Genomic DNA, 20122 nt, shown 5'->3' on the forward strand with positions numbered 1-20122 from the left:
ACTGCGGCATTTTACGGCACTGGCCGCAATGGCGCTCGCGCTGGGCGCCTGCACCACGGCGCCGCTGCGTCCGCAGGCCGCGCCGACGCCGCAGCCGCTGGCGCACCTGGTGGTGGCCACGCCGGATGCCGACCACGACTTGCTGGCCCAGTTGCTGGCCGGCGAAATGGCGTTGGGAAACACCGATCTGCCCGCCGCGTCGGCTCATTACGACAAGGCGATGGCCCTCAGCACCGATCCCGCCGTTGCCGAGCGGGCAGCGGAGCTGGCCATCGCCGTGCATCACGGCGAGGCGGCCGGCCGCGCGCTGGACCGCTGGCAGGTCTTGGGCGCCAAGCCCGCATCCATTGCCCGCGCGCGCGCCGAGCTGGCACTCGACCAGGGCAATGCGACCGAGGCGGAACAGCAGCTGGAACGCCTGGTCACCAGCGGCGACAAGGATGCCTGGCGCCAGTTCGGCCGCGTGCTGCTGGGCGCGCGCGACCAGGCGCAGGCGGCGCGCCTGTTGGAGGCGCTGGCCGTGCCTGCGCGATTGCCGGCCGACCCCAAGGCCTGGCTGGCGATGAGCGAACTGGGCGACAAGCTCGGCCGCCATGCCTATGCGCAGCAGATCGCCACGGCGGCGGTGCAGCGCTTCCACAACGCCGAGACCTACGCCTGGGCCGCGCAAATGAAAGCCAAGGACGGCGACCGTGCCGGCGCGCAGGAACTGTTGCGCAAGGCGCTGGCACAGGCACCGTCCGATACGCGCCTGCGCCTGGCCTACGCCGGCCTGCTCAGCGCGTCGGGTGACGACGCGGCCGCCCGCCGGCTGCTCGCGCACGGCACGCAGAACGCCGACACCTACGCCATGCGCGCGGGGCTGGCCGCCCGCCACCAGGACGCGAAGGCCCTGGCCACGCTGTACCGCCAGTTGCAGCAGGCCGCGCCCGACGTGCGCGTGCAGAGCAGCTACCTGCTCGGTCAGCTGGCCGAGATGCAGCATCGCGAGGCCGAGGCGCTGGACTGGTACGAGCAGGTCGGCGACGACGATCCGCATGCGTTCGACGCCGCGATACGCAGTGCGCTGATCCTGCACACGCAGGGCAAGCACGAACAGGCGCATCAGTTGCTCGCCCAGCTGGAAATCGACTACCTCGAACAGCCCGAGCAACTGAGTCAGGCCTTGCAGGCCGATGCCGAGCTGTACCTGCGCGAGCAGGACTACGCGCAGGCGGAAACCGCGTTCGGCCGCGCCCTGCAGGTGATGCCCGACGATCCCGGCCTGCTCTACGGTCGCGGCCTGGCCTATGCCCAAGCCGGCCAGATCGACCTGGCGGTGAAGGATTTCCAGCACCTGCTGAAGATCAAGCCCGGCGACATCGACGCCAGCAACGCGCTGGGCTACACCCTGGCCGACGCCAATCGCGACCTGGCCGAGGCGAAGAAGCTGCTGCAGGTCGCGCGCGCGGCCAAGCCCGACGATCCGGCCATCGCCGATTCGTGGGGTTGGCTGCAATATCGCCTCGGCCATCTGGCGCAGGCCGAGCAAACCCTGCGCGGCGCCTGGCTGGCGCGCAAGGACGCCGATGTCGGCGTGCATCTGGGCGAAGTGCTGTGGAAGCAGGGCCGTCGCCACGATGCGCAGCAGGTGTTCGACGAGGTGCGCAAGCTCGACCCGCACAGCCTCGCCCTGCGCGATGCCCTGAAGCGCCTGCTGCCGGTCGGAGCGCATCCTTGAGCCGGATCACCGCGTACGGCGCGGCATTGCTGCTGCCGTTGCTGCTGACTGCCTGCGCGCCGGCGGTACGCATGCCCGGCGACGCCGGCCTGCTTGCCGCCCAGCGCGCGCGCGAACACGCGCTGTCCGACGCCGGGCACTGGTCGCTGCAAGGCCGGCTGGGTGTATCGGATGGCCACGAAGGCGGCAGCGGCAGCTTCAGCTGGAGCCAGGACGGCGCGCGTTACGAGTTCGTGCTGCGCGCGCCGGTGACCGGCAAGAGTTTCCGGCTCAGCGGCGATGCGCACGATGCCTTGCTCGAAGGGCTGGACGGCGGGCCGCTGCGCGGCAACGACGCCGAGGCGCTGATGCGCAAGGCACTGGGCTGGGAAGTGCCGCTGCGCGAGTTGCGCGCGTGGGTGCTGGGCCTGCGTGCCGCTGGCGGCCCGGCGGAAATCCGCTTCGGCGAAAACCGGCTGCCGTCGCTGCTGCGGCAGGACGGCTGGTCGGTGGAATACCGCAGCTGGGACGAAACCCGCGATCCGCCGTTGCCGACCAAGGTCTACGCCGCGCGACCGCCGTACAAGGTGCGGCTGTCGATCGAATCCTGGCAGTTTCGGTAAGCGCCATCGGTTGGGTTAGGCTTTGCGCCCTGCCGACGGTGCGCCGCTGCCATCCATGAACGTCCACATCGACCGTGCCCAGCCGGGCCATGTCGCCGCCCTGTGTGCGATCGAACGCAAGGCCGTGCAGATGTTTCGCGGCCATCCGGCGTGGCCGGCGTACGCGGCGGTGTCGATGCCGGTCGAACTGCTGCGGCAGGCTGTCGAGCGCGGCCTGGTCTGGGTGGCGCCGGATGAAGCGGGCGATCCGCTCGGCTTCATCTGGCTGGACGAGGAGCCGGGCGACGGTGCGATCGGCGTCGCCGAGATCGACGTGCTGCCCGGGCATGGTCGCCGCGGCATCGGCGCGGCCCTGCTCGAACACGCCTGCAACTGGGCGCGCGAGGCGGGCTATCGGCGGGTGGATCTGGGCACCCTTGCCGACGTGCCGTGGAACGCGCCGTTCTACGCACGGCATGGTTTCGCGGTGGTCGACAAGAACGCCCCGGCGTTCGCCAACGCCCGCCAGCGCGATCGCGAGCACGGTTTTCCCGACGACCTGCGCGTCTTCATGAGCCGCCCGCTGGCCACGCCGGCGCGCGGTGAATGGACCGCATGGCCCGCGCCGGCCAAGCTGAACCTGTTCCTGCGCATCACCGGTCGCCGTGCCGACGGCTACCACGAACTGCAGACCGTGTTCCGCCTGCTGGACTGGGGTGACGAAGTGCGCCTGCGAGTGCGCGACGATGGCGAAGTGAAGCGCCTGAACGGCGCGCGGGGGGTGGCCGAGTCGGACGACCTGGTCGTGCGCGCGGCCTGCTTGCTGCAGCAGCATGCCGGTTGTGCGCTGGGCGCGGATCTCGCCGTCGACAAGCGCATCCCGATGGGCGGCGGCCTCGGCGGCGGCAGTTCCGACGCGGCCACCGTGCTGGTGGCGCTCAATCACCTGTGGCGGCTGGATCTGGACGAGGACAGCCTGGCCGCGCTGGGCGGCCAGCTCGGTGCCGACGTGCCGGTATTCGTGCGCGGGCGTTCGGCCTGGGCCGAGGGTGTCGGCGAGCGGCTCAGTCCGATCCATCTGCCGCGAAGGCATTACGTGGTGCTCGACCCGCGCGAGCAGGTGCCTACTGCAGCGCTCTTTCAAGCGCCTGAATTGACACGAAATGCGCCGCGGGCGACAATTTCGTCCTTTGTTTCCGGCGCAACGGTCGAGAACGCCTTCGAGCCGGTCGTGCGGGCGCGTTACCCGCGGGTCGCGGCGGCGCTGGCGTGGCTGGGCGGTTTCGGCACGGCGAGGCTTTCGGGTACCGGCGGCTGCGTGTTCCTGGAGCTGCGCTCGCTCGCGCGTGCCCACGCCATCGCAGAACGTTGTCCGGCGACATTCAGGGTACACGTGGCGAGCGGGATGGATGTCTCGCCGCTGCATCAGGCGCTGGCGCGGCAACGCGCAAGTTGACGGATTTCAGGCAAAGGCACGACCGAATACACCAAGACACTGGGGCGTCGCCAAGCTGGTTAAGGCACGGGATTTTGATTCCCGCATTCGCAGGTTCGAATCCTGCCGCCCCAGCCACTTCATTGTTGGCTGAGTTTTCGAGGTAGCACCGTGGACACGTCCACCCCGATGATGCTGTTCACCGGCAATGCGCATCGCGCATTGGCCGAGGATGTCGCCCACCGCCTGGGCGTGCCGCTGGGCAAGGCCCTGGTCGGCACCTTCAGCGACGGCGAGGTGCAGATCGAGATCGAGGAGAACGTGCGCCGTCAGGAAGTGTTCGTGATCCAGCCGACCGGTGCGCCCAGCGCGGTGAACCTGTTCGAGCTGCTGGCGCTCACCGACGCGCTCAAGCGCGCCTCGGCGGCCAGCGTCACGGCGGTGATCCCGTACTTCGGCTACGCCCGGCAGGATCGCCGGCCGCGCTCGGCGCGGGTGCCGATCACCGCCAAGCTGGCCGCCCGCATGATCGGCGCCGCGGGCGTGGACCGGGTGCTGACGGTGGACCTGCATGCCGACCAGATCCAGGGCTTCTTCGACATCCCGGTCGACAACGTGTACGCCTCACCGGTGCTGCTGGCCGACATCTGGCGCAAGTACAGCATGGAAGACCTGATCGTGGTCAGCCCGGACGTGGGCGGCGTGGTGCGTGCCCGGGCGATCGCCAAGCGGCTGGACGACGCCGACCTGGCGATCATCGACAAGCGCCGTCCGCGCGCCAACGTCTCCACCGTGATGAACATCATCGGCGACGTCGAAGGCAAGACCTGCGTCATGGTCGACGACATCGTCGATACCGCCGGCACCTTGTGCGCGGCCGCTGCAGCTCTCAAGGAGCGTGGCGCCCGCAAGGTGGTCGCCTACTGCGTGCATCCGGTGCTGTCCGGCGCGGCGATCAGCAACATCGAAGGCTCCCAGCTCGACCGGCTGGTGGTCACCAACACCTTGCCGCTGCGCCCCGAAGTCCAGGCCTGCAGCAAGATCCGCCAGCTCTCCGTCGCCGAACTGCTGGCTGAAACCATTCGCCGCATCGCCTTCGGCGAGTCGGTGAGTTCGCTGTACGTGGATTGAATCCGGGAATAGGGAGTAGGGAATAGGGAATCGAAGAGCCGCACCCACGCTTTTCCTATTCCCTAATTCTCCATTCCCTATTCCCCTCCAAGGGCTCTCCTGGTCGCGGGAGAGTCACCCATCCGTCGCAAGGCGGAAAACGCAACCCAAGGTAATAAAACAATGACCCAGACTCATGAAATCAAGGCGCAGAGCCGCAAGGACGAGGGGAAAGGTGCGAGCCGCCGCCTGCGTCGCGCGAGCTTCGTGCCGGCCGTCGTCTACGGTGGCAGCCAGCCGCCGGAAAGCATCCAGATCGAGCACAACACCATCCTGCTCGCCGCCAAGAACGAATGGTTCTTCTCCTCGATCCTCGACCTGAACGTCGATGGCAGGGTGCAGAAGGTGCTGGTGCGCGACTGGCAGAAGCATCCGTTCAAGCAGCTGATGATGCACATGGATTTCCAGCGCATCGACGAGAACGCCAGGCTGCGCGCCAACGTGCCGCTGCATTTCCTGAACAAGGAACTGTCGCCGGCCGGCAAGATGTCCGGCGTGGTGATCTCGCACAACCTGACCGAAGTGGAAGTCAGCTGCCTGCCGAAGGATCTGCCGGCGTTCATCGAGCTGGATCTGGGCGCGCTGCAGGCCGGCGACATCATCCACCTGTCGCAGCTGAAGCTGCCGGCGAACGTGGAACTGCCGGCTTTGCTGCTGGGTGAAGCCCACGACGTCGCCGTGGTGACCGTGAACGCGGTCAAGGAAAGCGCCGCGGATGTCGCGGAAGACGCTGCCGAAGCCGAGGCCGAAGCGACCAAGGCCGCGGCTGCCAAGCCGGGTGCGAAGTCCGACGCCAAGCCGGCTGCCGACAAGAAGTAAGTCGTGCGGCCCCGCGCCCGACCGGCGCGGGGCCATGCATGGCTGGCTGCGCAATGGCTGGATTGAAACTCATCGTCGGGCTGGGCAATCCCGGCGCCGAATACCTCAGAACCCGGCACAATGCCGGGTTCTGGCTGGTGGACGCCCTTGCCGGCGGCCAGGGCGAGCGGTTCGCCTTCGACGGCAAGCTGCATGGCGAGAGCTGCCGCGTGCGCCTTGGCGGCGAACCGGTCTGGCTGCTCAAGCCCGCCACCTTCATGAACAAGAGCGGCATCGCCGTGGTTTCGGCGCTGCGCTATTACAAGATCGAACCCGAACAATGTCTGGTCGCGCATGACGACCTGGACCTGCCGCCCGGTACCGTGCGCCTGAAGTTCGACGGCGGCCACGGTGGGCAGAACGGCCTGCGCGACATCATGGGCCACCTCGGCCACGGCAAGTTCCATCGCTTGCGCGTGGGCATCGGCCACCCCGGCCACAAGGATCAGGTCACGCCGTGGGTGCTGGGCCGGCCTTCCGCCACGGACGAAACCGCCATCCTGGACGGCGTCGCGCGCGCCCTGGACGTGCTGCCGCTGGCGGTGGATGGGCAGTTCGACAAGGCGATGCAGCAGTTGCACACGACGAGGGAATAGGGAATGGGGAATAGGGAGTCGCAAGAGCATCCCGACCCCCGCTTTTCCTATTCCCCATTCCCTATTCCCTATTCCCGGAATCAAATCCATGGGCATCAAATGCGGCATCGTCGGACTGCCCAACGTCGGCAAGTCCACCCTGTTCAACGCGCTGACCAAGGCCGGCATCGCGGCGGCCAATTTTCCGTTCTGCACGATCGAGCCGAACGTGGGCGTGGTGCCGGTGCCGGACCCGCGGCTGAATGCGCTGGCGGCGATCGTCAACCCGCAGAAGGTGGTGCCGACCGCGGTGGAGTTCGTCGACATCGCCGGCCTGGTCGCCGGCGCGTCGAAGGGCGAGGGCCTGGGCAACAAGTTCCTGGCCCACATCCGCGAGGTCGACGCGATCGCCCACGTGGTGCGCTGCTTCGAGGGCGACGTGATCCACGTCGCCGGCAAGGTCGATCCGATCGCCGACATCGAGACCATCGACACCGAGCTGGCGCTGGCCGACCTGGAGTCGGTGGACAAGGCGCTGAACCGCGCCGAGCGCGCGGCCAAGGCGAACGACAAGGATGCGTTGGCGAAGAAGCCGGTGCTGCAGAAGCTGGCTGCCGGGCTCAACGAAGGCAAGTCCGCGCGCAGCCTCGGCCTGGACGAGGAAGAGAAGGCGCTGGTGCGCGACCTGTTCCTGCTCACCCTGAAGCCGCTGATGTACATCGCCAACGTCGCCGACGACGGCTTCGAGAACAACCCGTTGCTGGACGCCGTGCGCGAGCGCGCCGTCGCCGAGGGTGCCGAGGTGGTGCCGGTGTGTGCGGCCATCGAGGAGGAACTGGCGCAACTCGACGAAGCCGACCGCGACGAGTTCCTGAAGGACATGGGCCTGGACGAGCCGGGCCTGAACCGGGTGATCCGCGCCGGCTACAAGCTGCTCGACCTGCAGACCTATTTCACCGCCGGCGTGAAGGAAGTGCGCGCGTGGCAGGTGAAGCGCGGCGCCACCGGGCCACAGGCTGCCGGCGTGATCCACAGCGATTTCGAGAAAGGCTTCATCCGCGCCGAAACCGTCTCCTACGACGACTTCATCCAGTACAAGGGCGAAGCCGGCGCCGCCGCCGCCGGGCGTCTGCGCAAGGAAGGCAAGGAATACATCGTCAAGGACGGCGACGTGCTGCACTTCCTGTTCAACGTCTGACCGGCGCGTAGGGCGGGCACTGCCCGCCGCTCCCGATGGGTGCGTTGAAGCGCCGGCGGGCAGTGCCCGCCCTACCTCGCCGCAAAGAGTCGCCTACAGCGCGCTGCCGCCGAACTTGTAGGTGAACTGCACGAAGTAGCTGCGGCCGGCAGCGTCGAACCATGAGATGTCGTAGTACGGATACGACGTATAGGTGGGGTCGCGCGGGGGCATCTTGTCGAACAGGTTGTCCACTGCCAGCGACAGCTGGGCGTGGTCGCTGAACTTGTACTGCAAGGTGGCGTTGTAGCGGTAAGTGGCGTGAACCCAGGCGGGATCGCCGGCCGAGGTGTCGACGACCTGATCGTACGACCACGAGTTTGGCAGGCGGCCCAGGCGGGTGCCGAACAAGGTGGCCGACCAGGCCTTGCGCTCCCACGAGATGCTGGCGCTGGTCTTTTCACGCGGGATGTCGAAGCCGCTGTTGACCGCCAGTTCATCCCGGGTCGGGTCACCGGGGTATTGCTGGAACAGGTGGTTGCGGGTCCAGGTGTAGTTGCCGGCGAAACGGAAGGTGCCGATCGCGGTTTCCAGCTTGTAGTGCGCGCTGGCGTCGATGCCGCTGGTGCGCTCGTTGGCGACGTTGATCGGGTTGACAAAGATGCCGTACAAGCGACCCGTACCAGCGGTGCGGGTGACGCGCGCCACCGCGTCGATGCAACTGGGCGAGTTCGGGTCGACCGGATTGCCGTTGACGTCCTTGCCGATGCGGCAATCGGCTTCCAGTTGCAGGATGCGGTCGGTGCTGAGGTCCTGCACCTGGTTCTGCATGCGGATGTTGAAATAGTCCACCGACAGATCCAGGTTCGGCGTCGGTGACCACACGAAGCCGCCGGTCCAGGAGGTGCTGGTCTCGGAGTTCAGGTCGCGGTTGCCCTGGCGCGTGCGGATCAGACCTTCGTCGGAATACGAGCAGTCGGTGATGTCCTCATCCGGCTCCTCGGTGCGGCAGCGGTAGTAGTCGTTGCCGGAGGTCTCGTCGTTGCCGATGCCGGCGTAGACGTAGTGCAGGTCCGGCGCACGGAACGCGGTGCCGTAGGAGCCGCGCAGCAGCAGGCTGTCGAGCGGGCGCCATTCCAGCCCGGTGCTGTAGGTCAGCTTGCCGGTCTTGTGGCCGGAGAAGCGGTACTGGTCGTAGCGGCCGGCCAGGCTGAGGTTGAGCGATTCCAGCAGCGGCAGGCGCAGCTCGCCGGCGGTAGCCCAGCGGTTGCGGCTGCCGTGGCCGTCGGAATCCTTCCAGCTGTAGTAGTAGTACTGGGTGGCCAGCGGGTCGGGGTTGAGGTCGTAGGCCTGGTTGCCGAACTCGACCACGCCGGCGAAACCCGCCGGCCCGGCGGGCAGGTTGAACAAGGCGGTGTTGGTCAGGGTGAACGCCAGCGTGTCGCTGCGCGATTCGGGGTGGTAGTTGGTGCGCGCGGTGATCGCGTCGTACTCGGCGCGGGTCAGCGGCGTGTACAGGCGGACGGGATCGGCGTCGAAGATCGGCAGGCCGCTGTCCGGGTCCACGCCCAGTTGCGGGCCGAGGTAGAGATCGTTGGCCTTCGCGGCGACGGTTTGCGGCCAGCTGATCAGCGCCTTGTACTGCGAGTGGCTGAGCGAGGCCTCGTAATCCCAGGCCTGGCCGAACGTGCCCTTGAAGCCGGTGGTGAGGCTGAAGGTCTTCTGCGTGTTCTCGATCATGCCGCGGCCGAGGCCGCCCATTTCCTCGGGCGTGAACTGGCGATACCAGTTCTCGATGCCGCCGCTGTGCGCGTTGTAGAAGTAGCCGTCCTCGTTGCCGTCGGGCGCCTGGTAGTTCCATTGCTCGACGTCGCGGAACAGCTCGACCTTGCTCCAGCCCAGCTGCATGTCGCCGAACCAGCTCAGGTTGTCGTTGATCTTGAAGTTGGCCGAGGTGTAGGTGTTGATGCCGCGGCGCTGGCTGAGGATGGTGCCGTAGCCGATCGACTCGGCGCTGCCACAGAAATTGCCGTAGCGCGGCCGGTTCGCATACACCGTGGTGCCGCCGTTGAGGTACGACAGCGCGTCGCAGGTGGCCTGGCCGGGGTCGATGTAGTCGTCGTTCCAGTCGCCGTTGAGGAAGGTGCGGCGCGGCACCTGCGAGCGCGCGGTGGGCGCGTCGGCGGTGGAGTCCTGGATCTTGCGGTCGTAGGCCCACAGCGGCTTCTGGTCGATCAGCTCGGCGCCGAACACCAGGTTGAAGTCACCCTGCGAGAAGCCGGTGGAGAAGTTCAGCTTGGTCGACGCGCCGCCGCCGCGGGTGGTGTCGCCGTAGCGCAGGTCGATGGTGGTGCCGTCGGCGTGGTCCTTCAGGATGAAGTTCACCACGCCGGAGATCGCATCCGAACCGTACACCGCCGAGGCGCTGCCGGTGAGCACCTCGATGCGGTCGATCATGCCGATCGGAATGTTGGAGATGTCGGTGAAGTTGCTGCGGCCCTTGAACGGCAGCGGAAAATCGGCGATGCGCCGGCCGTTGACCAGTACCAGGGTGTGGTTGGGGCCGAGCCCGCGCAAGTCGACTTCCTCGGCGCCCGGCGAAAAGTCGGCGCCGCTGGAGGATTGCTGGCTCTGCGTCTCGCCGCTGTTCTGGGTGATCGCGCGCATCACGTCGGGCACGCTGGCGAAGCCGGCGGCCTTGATCTCCTGCGCGGTGACCACGGTGACTGGCGCCGGGCCCTCGACCTGCACCCGCGGAATGCGCGAGCCGGTGACCTGCACTTCGTCCAGCCGTGTGGCCTGTTCCGGGTCCGGTTCGGCGGAGCCGCTGCCGGCAGGCGCGGGTGCGGTTGGCGGCGCGGTTCGGCGGGCCGCCTTGACGATCACTACCGCGCCGGACTCGTCGTGCTGCGTGGTGAAGCCGCTGCCGGCCAGCAACCGCCGCAGCGCCTCGTCCGTCGACAGCGTGCCGCGCACGCCGGCGGTGCGCAGTCCGCGCAGCTGGTCGGCCTGGTAGATGAACTGCGCGCCGGACTGGCGGGCCAGCGTATCCAGCGCGGTGACCAGGTCACCGGCCGGGATGTCGACCGGCCGCGTCGCCGGGGCCTGTGCGGCGGCGAGGGCCGGTGCCGAGCAAGCAAGGATCAACAGCGCGCCGCGTAGCGAACGAGTCATGTGCAGTTCTCCCCGGGCAGGCGCGCACGATGCGCACCGCGTAGATGCCATGACGAGCGGACGCGGAAAATCCCCCCAGGCACCGCTCCGCTCAGCGCGGACTCAACACGATAGTGTTCCCGCGCGCGGCGGCCTTGACCGGGAAGCCGCGCGTCAGCAGCCGCACGAAGGCGTCGGTGTTGGACCAGCGGAAGTTGCCGCCCACGCGCATGGCGCCGACCCGTACATCGTCGATCACGATCTTGCGCTGGTTGTAGCGGTTGAACTCGGCCACGGCGGTGGCCAGCGGGGTGTCGTGGAAGCTGACGAAACCGTTGCGCCAGCTCAGGTATTCCTGCGCCTGCTGCACGGTTCCCGAATGCACGACCACGCCGCCGTCGCTGGCGATGGCCACGCTGCCGGCCGGCAACAGGGTGGTGGCCTGGTGCGGGCCGTCGGGACGACCGTCGGATTCCAGCCGCACCAGGCCCTGGGTGACCACCACGCGCAGATCCGCCACGTCACGGCGCACCGCGAAGCGTGTGCCGACGGCGATCACCCGGCGCGCGTCGGCGCTGACCACGAACGGTCGTGCGCGATCCTTGGCCACGCTGAAGAACGCCTCGCCTTGCTCGAGATCGACGTGGCGTTCGCGGCGCGACCAGGTCAGCCGGATGCGGCTGTCGCTGCTGAGCGTGGCCACCGAGCCGTCCGCCAGTTGCACCTCGCGCAGCTCGCCGACGGCGGTTCGATAGGACGCCTGCTCCACCGCGCCGTACCCATGCCAGGCCAGCGCCAGCGTCACGACCGCCAGCAGCGAAGCGGCGACCGCCAGCAGCCGGGCGTGCGGCCAGGATCGGCGTCGCGTGGCTGCCCGCCAGCCGCGCGGAGTCGCGGCAGGGTGCGGTTGCGCCAGCGCAGGTGCACCGGTGTGCGGCGTCGCCCAACTGCCACGCGGCGGCACGCCGCCGGCGCGCCAGCCGGCACCCAGCGCCTGCAGCCGGCCGCTTTGCTGCCACGCCGCGTCGAGCCGCACGTAGGCCACCCGGTGCGCGGTTGACGCATCCAGCCACGCGTCCAGCCGGCGCTGGTCGCGCTCGTTCCAGTGCTCGCCGTCGCGTCGGGCCAGCCAGCTCGCGGCGATGTGTTCGATCTCCCTGCTACTGGTCATGACCAAGCTCGATGGCGGTTTCCTGTTCGCCTGCACGGGTGTGGCGATGGGCGTGGCGATCGCCGTGCACATACTGAGCGATCAGCCGCGCGCCCTTGGCGATCTGCTTCTCCACGGTCTTCTCGCTGATGCCCATGCGGGCGGCGACCTGTTTCTGCGACAACTGCTCGACGCGGCGCAGCCAGACCACCTCGCGGCAGCGGTCGGGCAGGCGGTCGAACGCGTCGGCGAGGCGTTTCAACTCCTGGTGTGCGTCCAGCCGGCGGTCCGGCGTGACCTCGTCCACCGAGACGTTCAACGCGTCGATATCACCCACGGCCTCGATCGAGACCACCCGTTCGCGGCGCAGGCGGTCGGTCATCAGGTGGCGCGCCGTGGTGAACATGAACGACTTGGGTTGGGTCGGGCGCGACCGTGCCGCGGCTTCGTAGACGCGAACGTAGATCTCCTGGCGCAGGTCGTGGACCTCCTCGCGACGGAACCAGCTGCGCCGCAGATAGCGCATCAGGGCGCCCTCGTGGACGAGGATTTCGCGGGCAAACCAGCTGTTGAGGGAATTGTCCACGTGGCGACCTTAGCGCCAATCCGGGGCGGCTGGACAGCGGGGCGAACGTGGGGGATATCCGCGGGCCGCTCGTCCCGGACGATAACCACGGACGGGCATGCGCCCGCTCTGTCATGGCCCGGGGAAGTGCCGATGAAAACGTTCCGACCAACTTTCCGCTGGCTGTGGCTGGCGTGCTGCCTGCTGTTGGCGGGCTTCGGGCCCGGCAGCGTGGCCAAGCCGTCGGGTGCAGGCTACGACTATTACCGGATCGGCAAGCTCGACGCCGCGCGCCCCGGAACCACCGAGCCGGCGCTGCTGCTGATGGGCGGTGGTGACTGGCCGCCGGCGGCGTTCGCATGGTTCGCCGCCAGGGGCGGGCACGGGCATTTCGTGGTCCTGCGCGCCTCCGGTGCCGATGAATTGCAGAAGGAGCTGTACGAAGACATCGGCGGCGTGGCCTCGGTGCAGACCCTGGTGTTCCACGACCGCGCGGCGGCCAGCGATCCGCGCGTGCTGGAGATCGTGCGTTCGGCCGACGGCATCTTCATCGCCGGCGGCGACCAGGCCAACTATGTGCGGTTCTGGAAAGGCACGCCGTTGAACGCCTTGCTGGAACGCCATGTGGCGCAGGGCAAGCCGCTGGGCGGCACCAGTGCCGGCCTGGCGATCCTCGGCCGCTTTGCCTATGGCGCGCTGGACGGCGGCAGCATCACCTCGGATGAAGCGCTGGCCGATCCGCTGGGCAAGGCGGTGACCGTGGTCGAAGGTTTCCTGCATCTGCCGTACCTGCGGCACGTCATCACCGACACCCACTTCCATGCGCGCAAGCGGCTGGGCCGGTTGGTTGCGTTCATCGCCCGGTTGCGCCACGAGGGGCATGCCGACGTGATCGGCCTGGGCGTGGATGAGGATGCCGCGTTGTGCGTGGAGGCCGATGGACAAGGGCATCTGGTCACCCTGAACGACGGTTTCGCCTGGCTGGTGCGCCCCGCGGGTCCGCCGGCGCGGGTCGTTGCCGGCCAGCCGCTGGACTATCGGGGCATTCGCGTGACCGGCATCGGCCCGCACAGTCGGATCGACCTGCGCGATCTGAGCGTGCAACGCCCGGCGTTCGAGGTCACCGCTGACGTGCGCGACGGCAAGCTTGAGTTGCACGGCGATGCCGTGCCGGCCGCGACGCCGGCACGTTAGCTGGCTTCGGCGCGCGCATGGCGACGCCGGTTGCCGGCGTAGCGATCGTGGTGAGTGGGTGAAGCGGGCATAATCGCCCTTCCGATCTTGCTTTCGCGGACCCGCCATGCCCGGAAAACAGCAGGAAGTCAGTTTCCGTTTTCTCGCCCAGCCCACCGACGTCAACTTCGGCGGCAAGGTGCACGGCGGCATGGCGATGAAGTGGATCGACCAGGCCGGTTATGCCTGCGCGGTTGCCTGGAGTGGAGCGTATTGCGTCACGGCCTCGGTCAGCGGCATCCAGTTCGTGGCGCCGATCCTGATCGGCGACCTCGTCACGGTGAGGGCGCGCCTGATCCATACGGGCCGCAGCAGCATGCATCTGGCCGTCGACGTGATGGCCAGCGACTTGCGCAAGGGCGACCAGCGCCTGGCGACCAGCTGCGTGATGGTGTTTGTGGCGCTGGACGGCGCCGATGGCAAGCCCACCCCGGTGCCATGCTGGGAGCCGCGCAACGAGGCCGACCGGCGCCTGCAGGCCAAGGCCCGGCAACTGCTCGAGTTGTCCCGGGGGATGGAGCAGTTGGTCGATCCGCAAGACCTTGCCGACACCTGACGGGCACGGCCGGATGGCGCGCCGACATGCGATATGCGTGCCATGAGGTGTTGACAGTTCCCGGCACGATCCACACAATACGCGTTCTTTGTTGGAGGGATACCCAAGCGGCCAACGGGGGCAGACTGTAAATCTGCTGGCTTACGCCTTCGGTGGTTCGAATCCACCTCCCTCCACCAGCAACAAGCGACGCGAAAGCGGCGCGCAAGACACGATTTCCGCGCAGGGCGGGAGTAGTTCAATGGTAGAACCTCAGCCTTCCAAGCTGATGATGCGGGTTCGATCCCCGTCTCCCGCTCCATTGCACTGCAAGTGTCAGAAGCTGTTGATCGACGCGATCGCGGCATAAGTTTCGAATCATCCGGCAGGACGCCGGTCTGTTCTTCGTCATCATGGAGGATGGCTGAAGTTATGAAGAGTCCGACAGGATGTCGGTCTTGTCTTTGCCGTCATGGAGGACGGCTGAAATACACGCTCATGTAGCTCAGTCGGTAGAGCACTTCCTTGGTAAGGAAGAGGTCACAGGTTCGATTCCTGTCATGAGCACCAGCTTCCGGCCTTCACGGCCAGCCCGTAAACGGGCTGTTCTTTTCTACAATTGATTGACTCCATCGGGGTTTAGCGCGCATGGCAAAGGGTAAATTCGAACGCACCAAGCCGCACGTCAACGTCGGCACGATTGGTCACGTGGATCACGGCAAGACGACGCTGACGGCGGCGCTGACGAAGGTCGGTGCCGAGCGTTTCGGTGGAGAATTCAAGGACTACAGCGCGATCGACGCGGCGCCGGAAGAGAAGGCGCGCGGCATCACGATCTCGACCGCGCACGTGGAATACGAGTCACCGACCCGTCACTACGCGCACGTCGACTGCCCCGGCCACGCGGACTACGTGAAGAACATGATCACCGGTGCGGCGCAGATGGACGGCGCGATCCTGGTGTGCTCGGCCGCGGACGGCCCGATGCCGCAGACGCGCGAGCACATCCTGCTGTCGCGCCAGGTCGGCGTGCCGTACATCGTGGTGTTCCTGAACAAGGCGGACATGGTCGATGACGCCGAGCTGCTCGAACTGGTCGAGATGGAAGTGCGCGAGCTGCTGAGCAAGTACGACTTCCCGGGCGACGACACCCCGATCATCCATGGTTCGGCGCTGAAGGCGCTGGAAGGCGACCAGAGCGAAATCGGCGTGCCGGCGATCATCAAGCTGGTGGACGCGCTGGACAGCTACATCCCCGAGCCGGTGCGCACGATCGACAAGCCGTTCCTGATGCCGGTGGAAGACGTGTTCTCGATCTCCGGCCGCGGCACCGTGGTGACCGGTCGTATCGAGCGCGGCGTGATCAAGGTGGGCGACGAAATCGAAGTGGTCGGCATCCGCGACACGCAGAAGACCACGGTCACCGGCGTGGAGATGTTCCGCAAGCTGCTGGACCAGGGCCAGGCGGGCGACAATGCCGGCCTGCTGCTGCGCGGCCTGAAGCGCGACGACGTGGAGCGTGGCCAGGTGCTGGCCAAGCCGGGCACGATCACCCCGCACACGGATTTCGAGGCCGAAGTGTATGTGCTGTCGAAGGACGAGGGTGGCCGTCACACGCCGTTCTTCAAGGGCTACCGCCCGCAGTTCTACTTCCGCACGACCGACGTGACCGGTGCCGTGACCCTGCCGGAAGGCGTGGAAATGGTGATGCCGGGCGACAACGTGAAGATGGTGGTGAGCCTGATCCACCCGATCGCGATGGACGAAGGCCTGCGTTTCGCCATCCGCGAAGGCGGCCGCACCGTCGGCGCCGGCGTGGTGGCCAAGGTCATCAAGTAAAATACATCGGGAGTAGGGAATCGGGAATCGGGAATCGCTGGAGCGAAGCACGACACGCTCCGGATCGTTTACCATTCCCGATTCTCTATTCCCTGTTCCCGTTTTTACGCCAGTAGCTCAATTGGCAGAGCAGCGGTCTCCAAAACCGCAGGTTGGGGGTTCAAGTCCCTCCTGGCGTGCCACTTTTCCCGAGGATTCGGACGGGTGACGATGGCAGGGTCGACCGCAAGGCTCGGCGTGCTGCCGCCACTCGACAAGCGCACATGATTACCAAGGCAGAACAGCCCAAGGGCACCAACGCTGGCGACATCGGCAAGCTGATACTGGCGGGGCTGGTGCTGGCAGCGGGCATCTTTGCCTATTCCTGGTTCGGTCGTGACGGCAGCGTCCCCGTGTCGATGCGCCTGCTGGGCGTGCTCGCCGCGCTGGTGATCGCCGTGGCGATCGCCGCGTTCACCGGGCTGGGGCGGCGGGTCAGGAATTTCCTGGCCGAATCGCAGTTCGAGATGCGCAAGGTGGTCTGGCCCACGCGCGACGAGACGATCAAGACGACCGGCGTCATCCTGCTGGTAGTGATCGTCCTGTCGCTGCTGCTGGGGTTGATCGACCTGATCCTGAAGTCGGTCATCCTCGACTGGCTGTTGAAGCTGGGTGGTTGAGATGAGCATGAGCAAGCGCTGGTACGTGGTGCACGCCTATTCGGGCTTCGAGAACCAGGTCAAGCGTTCTCTCGAGGAGCGCATCAAGCGCGCCGGGATGGAAGAGAAGTTCGGCGAAGTGCTGGTGCCGACCGAGGAAGTCATCGAGATGCGCGGCGGGCAGAAGCGCCGCAGCGATCGCAAGTTCTTCCCCGGCTACGTGCTGGTGCAGATCGAGTGCAGCACCGAGGGCAAGGCGCCGCGCATCGACGACGAGTGCTGGCACCTGATCAAGGAAACCCCCAAGGTCATGGGGTTCATCGGCGGCACCGCCGATCGCCCGTTGCCGATCAAGGACAGCGAAGCCGACGCCATTCTCAGTCGCGTGCGCGAGGGCGTCGAGAAGCCCAAGCCGAAGGTGCTGTTCGAGCCGGGCGAGATGGTGCGCGTCACCGAGGGCCCGTTCAACGATTTCAACGGCGTGGTCGAGGAAGTCAACTACGAGAAGAGCCGCCTGCGCGTGGCCGTGTTGATCTTCGGGCGTTCGACCCCGGTGGAACTGGAGTTCGGTCAGGTCGAAAAGGCCTGAGTCCAGAGAAAAGATTGCCCGGAGCGCACTCGCTCGGCATCTTCGTCTTTTCCTCCGCTGGCGGGGGAGGGTAGCGCCGGTCAGGCCGACACTCTCCGCTTCCGATTTCGGTCTTGGTGCCGCAACTGGCACGGGGCTTGCTGATGATCCGGTAAATCTCTATACTGCGCGGTTCACGCGGGGTCTTTTTGGCCCGGCGTGTCCGCGTTTCGGATCTGCACGAGGCAGGTCTTCCTTCCATCCACGGAGCGGTGAACAGCGAGGAGCCGCAAGGCGCCTGGACTCGCGAGGAAAATCCCATGGCAAAGAAAGTTGTCGGTTACATCAAGCTGCAGGTCAAGGCCGGTCAGGCCAACCCCTCGCCGCCGGTCGGTCCCGCCCTCGGTCAGCGCGGCCTGAACATCATGGAGTTCTGCAAGGCGTTCAATGCCGCCACGCAGAAGCTGGAGCCGGGTCTGCCGATCCCGACCATCATCACGGCCTATTCCGACCGCAGCTTCACCTTCATCACCAAGACCCCGCCCGCCACCATCCTTCTGAAGAAGGCCACCGGCGTCGCCAAGGGTTCGCAGAAGCCGAACACCGACAAGGTCGGCAAGGTCACCCGCAAGCAGCTGGAAGACATTGCCAAGCAGAAGGAGCCGGATCTGACGGCTGCCGATCTCGACGCCGCGGTGCGCACCATTGCCGGTAGCGCCCGCAGCATGGGCCTTGTGGTGGAGGGTTAAGACATGGCAAAGCTCACGAAGCGCATGAAAGCCGCGCAGGCCGCGGTGCAGCCGGGCAAGTTCTACGGCCTGGAAGAGGCCCTGAAGATCGTCAAGGACAACGCCAAGGCGAAGTTCGCCGAGTCGGTGGACGTGGCGGTGCGCCTGGGTATCGACGCAAAGAAGTCGGACCAGGGCGTGCGTGGCTCCTCGCTGCTGCCGCATGGCACCGGCAAGACCGTCAAGGTCGCCGTGTTCTGCCCGCCTGGCGAGAAGGCCGAGGCGGCCAAGGCCGCCGGTGCCGACGCGGTCGGCATGGACGACCTGGCCGAGCGCATGCAGGGCGGTGATCTCGACTTCGGTCGCGTGATCGCCACGCCGGACGCGATGCGCGTGGTCGGCAAGCTCGGCCAGTTGCTCGGCCCGCGCGGCCTGATGCCGAACCCGAAGGACGGCTCGGTCACCGCCGACGTCGCCACCGCGGTGAAGAACGCCAAGGCCGGCCAGGTGAAGTTCCGCAACGACAAGGCTGGCATCGTCCACGCCACCATCGGCAAGGCCAGCTTCGAGGCCGCCCAGCTGGCGGACAACCTCAACGCGCTGATCGCCGATGTGATCAAGGCCAAGCCGTCGACGGCCAAGGGCGTGTTCCTGCAGAAAGTGGCGTTGTCCAGCACGATGGGCGTCGGCGTTGCCGTCGATACCTCGTCGCTGACGATCGCCGCCAAGTAATCAAGCCCCGCGTCGACCTCGAAGTCGACGCGGGCAGTTTTTGAGGGCAGTCCCGGCCCGTTCGCGAAGCCGGGATCGCTGTCAAAGACCGCAGGCGCAACCAACGCGCGACGACGACGGGCAGGGAGCTCGAACCTGGCAGGGAATCGCCGCGTCGCCAACGGGGTTGCTTAATCGGAGTCGCCACGATCCGGCCTGCGCAGATGGTGCTGCCCCTACTGGAACGGTTCGTTGTTCAGTTCTGGAAAGGCCAACACCCGGGGCACGAGGTGTCCCCGGCGCCAGGGACGGCGTCGCCCAGGACCGCAAGCGGCAGGAGCCGCGAGCGGAGTTCATTTGGAGGAGTGCAATGGCTCTCAATCTGTCTCAGAAGCAAGAAGTAGTCGCAGAGCTGGCTGAAGTTGCCGCGAAGGCTCACTCCCTGGTCGCTGCCGAGTATGCGGGCACCACGGTCGCTCAGATGACCGCGATGCGCAAGAAGGCCCGCGAATCCGGTGTGTACTTGCGAGTCGTCAAGAACACGCTGGCGTCGCGCGCCGTGGCCGGTACCGAGTTCGAGGTCGTCAAGGACGCCCTGGTCGGTCCGCTGCTGTACGCATTCTCGACGGAAGAACCCGGCGCTGCCGGGCGTCTGATCAAGGAGTTCGCCAAGGACAACGACAAGCTGCAGGCGAAGCTCGTCTCGGTCGAAGGCAAGCTGCTGCCGGCCTCGCACGTCGACGTGCTGGCCTCGCTGCCGACCCGCGAACAGGCGCTGGCCATGCTGGCCCGCGTGCTGGCCGAGCCGGCCACGATGTTCGCCCGCGTCGTCAAGGCGGTGGCCGACCAGCAGGGTGGTGGCGAAGTCGCCGCCGAAGCCCCGGCTGAAGCCGAACCGGCCTGATCGATCTGCGTCTCATCAAACCGAACCGAAATATATCCAGAGGTAAATGCAATGTCCCTGACCAACGAACAGATCGTTGAAGCCGTCGCCGCCAAGTCGCTGATGGAAGTGATGGACCTGGTGAAGGCGATCGAAGAGAAGTTTGGCGTGACCGCCGCCGCCCCGGTGATGGTCGCTGCCGGCCCGGCTGCTGCCGGCCCGGCTGCCGAAGCGCAGACCGAGTTCGACGTGATCCTGAAGAGCGCCGGTGCCAAGAAGGTCGACGTGATCAAGGCTGTCCGCGCGATCACCGGCCTGGGCCTGAAGGAAGCCAAGGACCTCACCGAGGCCGGCGGCGTCCTGAAGGAAGCCGTGTCGAAGGAAGACGCCGACAAGTTCAAGAAGGATCTGGAAGCTGCCGGCGCCACCGTCGAATTGAAGTAATCGGCGTTTGTACGCCGCTGCTTCGACTTGATGTCAAGCGAGCCTGGGAGCGAAAGCTCCCGGGCTTTGCCCGTTTGAACGGGAATGGGGAATGGAGAATGGCGAATCGTCAGTAACGGCCTTCGGGCCTTGACCGATTCCCCATTCTCGATTCCCGAA

At 66.8% G+C, this 20122-nt stretch carries 19 protein-coding genes and 5 tRNA genes; 21 read left to right on the forward strand and 3 right to left on the reverse strand.

Going from position 1 to position 20122, the window contains the following annotated elements; translation table 11 throughout:
- Window positions 1–28: 28 nt before the first annotated feature.
- The 8 genes from ACVCL9_RS01665 (at window position 29) to ychF (ending at window position 7537) form a co-directional block, all read left to right on the forward strand.
- Window positions 29–1720, forward strand: a complete 1692-nt coding sequence (locus ACVCL9_RS01665) for a tetratricopeptide repeat protein (RefSeq protein WP_447099341.1) — start codon at window positions 29–31, stop codon at window positions 1718–1720.
- On the forward strand, window positions 1717–2322 hold the full coding sequence (gene lolB / locus ACVCL9_RS01670; protein WP_395117233.1) for a lipoprotein insertase outer membrane protein LolB: 606 nt from the start codon (window positions 1717–1719) through the stop codon (window positions 2320–2322). The genes ACVCL9_RS01665 and lolB overlap by 4 nt, the downstream gene beginning before the upstream one ends.
- A 55-nt stretch (window positions 2323–2377) precedes the next feature.
- Window positions 2378–3757 carry a 4-(cytidine 5'-diphospho)-2-C-methyl-D-erythritol kinase gene (gene ispE / locus ACVCL9_RS01675; RefSeq protein WP_447099340.1) on the forward strand — a complete coding sequence of 460 codons (1380 nt, stop codon included), beginning with the start codon at window positions 2378–2380 and terminating at the stop codon, window positions 3755–3757.
- A gap of 40 nt (window positions 3758–3797) precedes the next feature.
- Window positions 3798–3874, forward strand: a tRNA-Gln gene (locus ACVCL9_RS01680).
- 51 nt (window positions 3875–3925) lie between these two features.
- The gene (locus ACVCL9_RS01685; RefSeq protein WP_395121353.1) at window positions 3926–4867 is read left to right on the forward strand and encodes a ribose-phosphate diphosphokinase; all 942 of its coding nucleotides are present in this window, start codon (window positions 3926–3928) and stop codon (window positions 4865–4867) included.
- A 162-nt stretch (window positions 4868–5029) separates the two neighbouring features.
- Complete coding sequence (locus ACVCL9_RS01690; protein ID WP_447099339.1) at window positions 5030–5725, forward strand: 50S ribosomal protein L25/general stress protein Ctc; 696 nt, start codon at window positions 5030–5032, stop codon at window positions 5723–5725.
- A 53-nt stretch (window positions 5726–5778) separates the two neighbouring features.
- Window positions 5779–6360: an aminoacyl-tRNA hydrolase gene (pth, locus tag ACVCL9_RS01695; protein WP_447099338.1), complete on the forward strand. Its 582-nt coding sequence runs from the start codon at window positions 5779–5781 to the stop codon at window positions 6358–6360.
- An 88-nt stretch (window positions 6361–6448) separates the two neighbouring features.
- Window positions 6449–7537 (forward strand): redox-regulated ATPase YchF, encoded by a 1089-nt coding sequence (ychF, locus tag ACVCL9_RS01700; RefSeq protein WP_447099337.1) that lies wholly within the window; start codon window positions 6449–6451, stop codon window positions 7535–7537.
- 93 nt (window positions 7538–7630) lie between these two features.
- Here ychF and ACVCL9_RS01705 read toward each other — a convergent pair whose 3' ends face one another.
- The 3 genes from ACVCL9_RS01705 to ACVCL9_RS01715 form a co-directional block, all read right to left on the reverse strand.
- Complete coding sequence (locus ACVCL9_RS01705) at window positions 7631–10690, reverse strand: TonB-dependent receptor domain-containing protein (RefSeq protein ID WP_447099336.1); 3060 nt, start codon at window positions 10688–10690, stop codon at window positions 7631–7633.
- Between the two features lie 91 nt (window positions 10691–10781).
- Window positions 10782–11840 carry a FecR family protein gene (locus tag ACVCL9_RS01710; protein ID WP_447099335.1) on the reverse strand — a complete coding sequence of 353 codons (1059 nt, stop codon included), beginning with the start codon at window positions 11838–11840 and terminating at the stop codon, window positions 10782–10784.
- Window positions 11830–12405: an RNA polymerase sigma factor gene (locus tag ACVCL9_RS01715; RefSeq protein WP_395117244.1), complete on the reverse strand. Its 576-nt coding sequence runs from the start codon at window positions 12403–12405 to the stop codon at window positions 11830–11832. The genes ACVCL9_RS01710 and ACVCL9_RS01715 overlap by 11 nt, the downstream gene beginning before the upstream one ends.
- A gap of 132 nt (window positions 12406–12537) precedes the next feature.
- Between ACVCL9_RS01715 and ACVCL9_RS01720 the strand changes: the two genes are divergently transcribed.
- The 13 genes from ACVCL9_RS01720 (at window position 12538) to rplL (ending at window position 19963) form a co-directional block, all read left to right on the forward strand.
- The gene (locus ACVCL9_RS01720; protein ID WP_395117246.1) at window positions 12538–13578 is read left to right on the forward strand and encodes a cyanophycinase; all 1041 of its coding nucleotides are present in this window, start codon (window positions 12538–12540) and stop codon (window positions 13576–13578) included.
- A gap of 106 nt (window positions 13579–13684) precedes the next feature.
- Window positions 13685–14173, forward strand: a complete 489-nt coding sequence (locus tag ACVCL9_RS01725) for an acyl-CoA thioesterase (protein WP_395117248.1) — start codon at window positions 13685–13687, stop codon at window positions 14171–14173.
- Window positions 14174–14266: 93 nt separating this feature from the next.
- Window positions 14267–14352, forward strand: a tRNA-Tyr gene (locus ACVCL9_RS01730).
- A 48-nt stretch (window positions 14353–14400) separates the two neighbouring features.
- Window positions 14401–14474 (forward strand) — tRNA-Gly (locus ACVCL9_RS01735).
- Between the two features lie 172 nt (window positions 14475–14646).
- Window positions 14647–14722 (forward strand) — tRNA-Thr (locus ACVCL9_RS01740).
- A 78-nt stretch (window positions 14723–14800) separates the two neighbouring features.
- The gene (gene tuf / locus ACVCL9_RS01745) at window positions 14801–15991 is read left to right on the forward strand and encodes an elongation factor Tu (RefSeq protein ID WP_395117250.1); all 1191 of its coding nucleotides are present in this window, start codon (window positions 14801–14803) and stop codon (window positions 15989–15991) included.
- 106 nt (window positions 15992–16097) lie between these two features.
- Window positions 16098–16173, forward strand: a tRNA-Trp gene (locus tag ACVCL9_RS01750).
- Window positions 16174–16254: 81 nt separating this feature from the next.
- On the forward strand, window positions 16255–16650 hold the full coding sequence (secE, locus tag ACVCL9_RS01755) for a preprotein translocase subunit SecE (protein ID WP_395117252.1): 396 nt from the start codon (window positions 16255–16257) through the stop codon (window positions 16648–16650).
- Window positions 16651–16657: 7 nt separating this feature from the next.
- Window positions 16658–17218, forward strand: coding sequence for a transcription termination/antitermination protein NusG (gene nusG / locus ACVCL9_RS01760; RefSeq protein WP_136258106.1), 561 nt, complete (start codon window positions 16658–16660; stop codon window positions 17216–17218).
- 299 nt (window positions 17219–17517) lie between these two features.
- Entirely contained in the window at window positions 17518–17946 is a 429-nt protein-coding gene (gene rplK, locus ACVCL9_RS01765; RefSeq protein WP_027491701.1) for a 50S ribosomal protein L11, read from the forward strand.
- 3 nt (window positions 17947–17949) lie between these two features.
- A complete protein-coding gene (gene rplA / locus ACVCL9_RS01770; RefSeq protein ID WP_395117254.1) occupies window positions 17950–18657 on the forward strand; it encodes a 50S ribosomal protein L1 in 708 nt (235 codons plus the stop codon).
- 349 nt (window positions 18658–19006) lie between these two features.
- Complete coding sequence (gene rplJ, locus ACVCL9_RS01775) at window positions 19007–19540, forward strand: 50S ribosomal protein L10 (protein ID WP_136258108.1); 534 nt, start codon at window positions 19007–19009, stop codon at window positions 19538–19540.
- Window positions 19541–19591: 51 nt separating this feature from the next.
- The gene (gene rplL, locus ACVCL9_RS01780) at window positions 19592–19963 is read left to right on the forward strand and encodes a 50S ribosomal protein L7/L12 (protein ID WP_136258109.1); all 372 of its coding nucleotides are present in this window, start codon (window positions 19592–19594) and stop codon (window positions 19961–19963) included.
- Window positions 19964–20122: the final 159 nt, after the last annotated feature.

It is taken from the genome of Rhodanobacter sp. UC4438_H5 (assembly GCF_052978405.1).

Coding starts and splice junctions, on each gene's coding strand:
- secE (WP_395117252.1), top strand. CDS start 16,255: ATGATTACCAAGGCAGAACAGCCCAAGGGCACCAACGCTGGCGACATC.
- tuf (WP_395117250.1), top strand. CDS start 14,801: ATGGCAAAGGGTAAATTCGAACGCACCAAGCCGCACGTCAACGTCGGC.
- pth (WP_447099338.1), top strand. CDS start 5,779: ATGGCTGGATTGAAACTCATCGTCGGGCTGGGCAATCCCGGCGCCGAA.
- ACVCL9_RS01705 (WP_447099336.1), bottom strand. CDS start 10,690: ATGACTCGTTCGCTACGCGGCGCGCTGTTGATCCTTGCTTGCTCGGCA.
- rplJ (WP_136258108.1), top strand. CDS start 19,007: ATGGCTCTCAATCTGTCTCAGAAGCAAGAAGTAGTCGCAGAGCTGGCT.
- ACVCL9_RS01725 (WP_395117248.1), top strand. CDS start 13,685: ATGCCCGGAAAACAGCAGGAAGTCAGTTTCCGTTTTCTCGCCCAGCCC.
- ACVCL9_RS01720 (WP_395117246.1), top strand. CDS start 12,538: ATGAAAACGTTCCGACCAACTTTCCGCTGGCTGTGGCTGGCGTGCTGC.
- ispE (WP_447099340.1), top strand. CDS start 2,378: ATGAACGTCCACATCGACCGTGCCCAGCCGGGCCATGTCGCCGCCCTG.
- ACVCL9_RS01710 (WP_447099335.1), bottom strand. CDS start 11,840: ATGACCAGTAGCAGGGAGATCGAACACATCGCCGCGAGCTGGCTGGCC.
- ACVCL9_RS01665 (WP_447099341.1), top strand. CDS start 29: ATGGCGCTCGCGCTGGGCGCCTGCACCACGGCGCCGCTGCGTCCGCAG.
- ychF (WP_447099337.1), top strand. CDS start 6,449: ATGGGCATCAAATGCGGCATCGTCGGACTGCCCAACGTCGGCAAGTCC.
- rplA (WP_395117254.1), top strand. CDS start 17,950: ATGGCAAAGCTCACGAAGCGCATGAAAGCCGCGCAGGCCGCGGTGCAG.
- ACVCL9_RS01690 (WP_447099339.1), top strand. CDS start 5,030: ATGACCCAGACTCATGAAATCAAGGCGCAGAGCCGCAAGGACGAGGGG.
- rplK (WP_027491701.1), top strand. CDS start 17,518: ATGGCAAAGAAAGTTGTCGGTTACATCAAGCTGCAGGTCAAGGCCGGT.
- ACVCL9_RS01685 (WP_395121353.1), top strand. CDS start 3,926: ATGATGCTGTTCACCGGCAATGCGCATCGCGCATTGGCCGAGGATGTC.
- rplL (WP_136258109.1), top strand. CDS start 19,592: ATGTCCCTGACCAACGAACAGATCGTTGAAGCCGTCGCCGCCAAGTCG.
- nusG (WP_136258106.1), top strand. CDS start 16,658: ATGAGCAAGCGCTGGTACGTGGTGCACGCCTATTCGGGCTTCGAGAAC.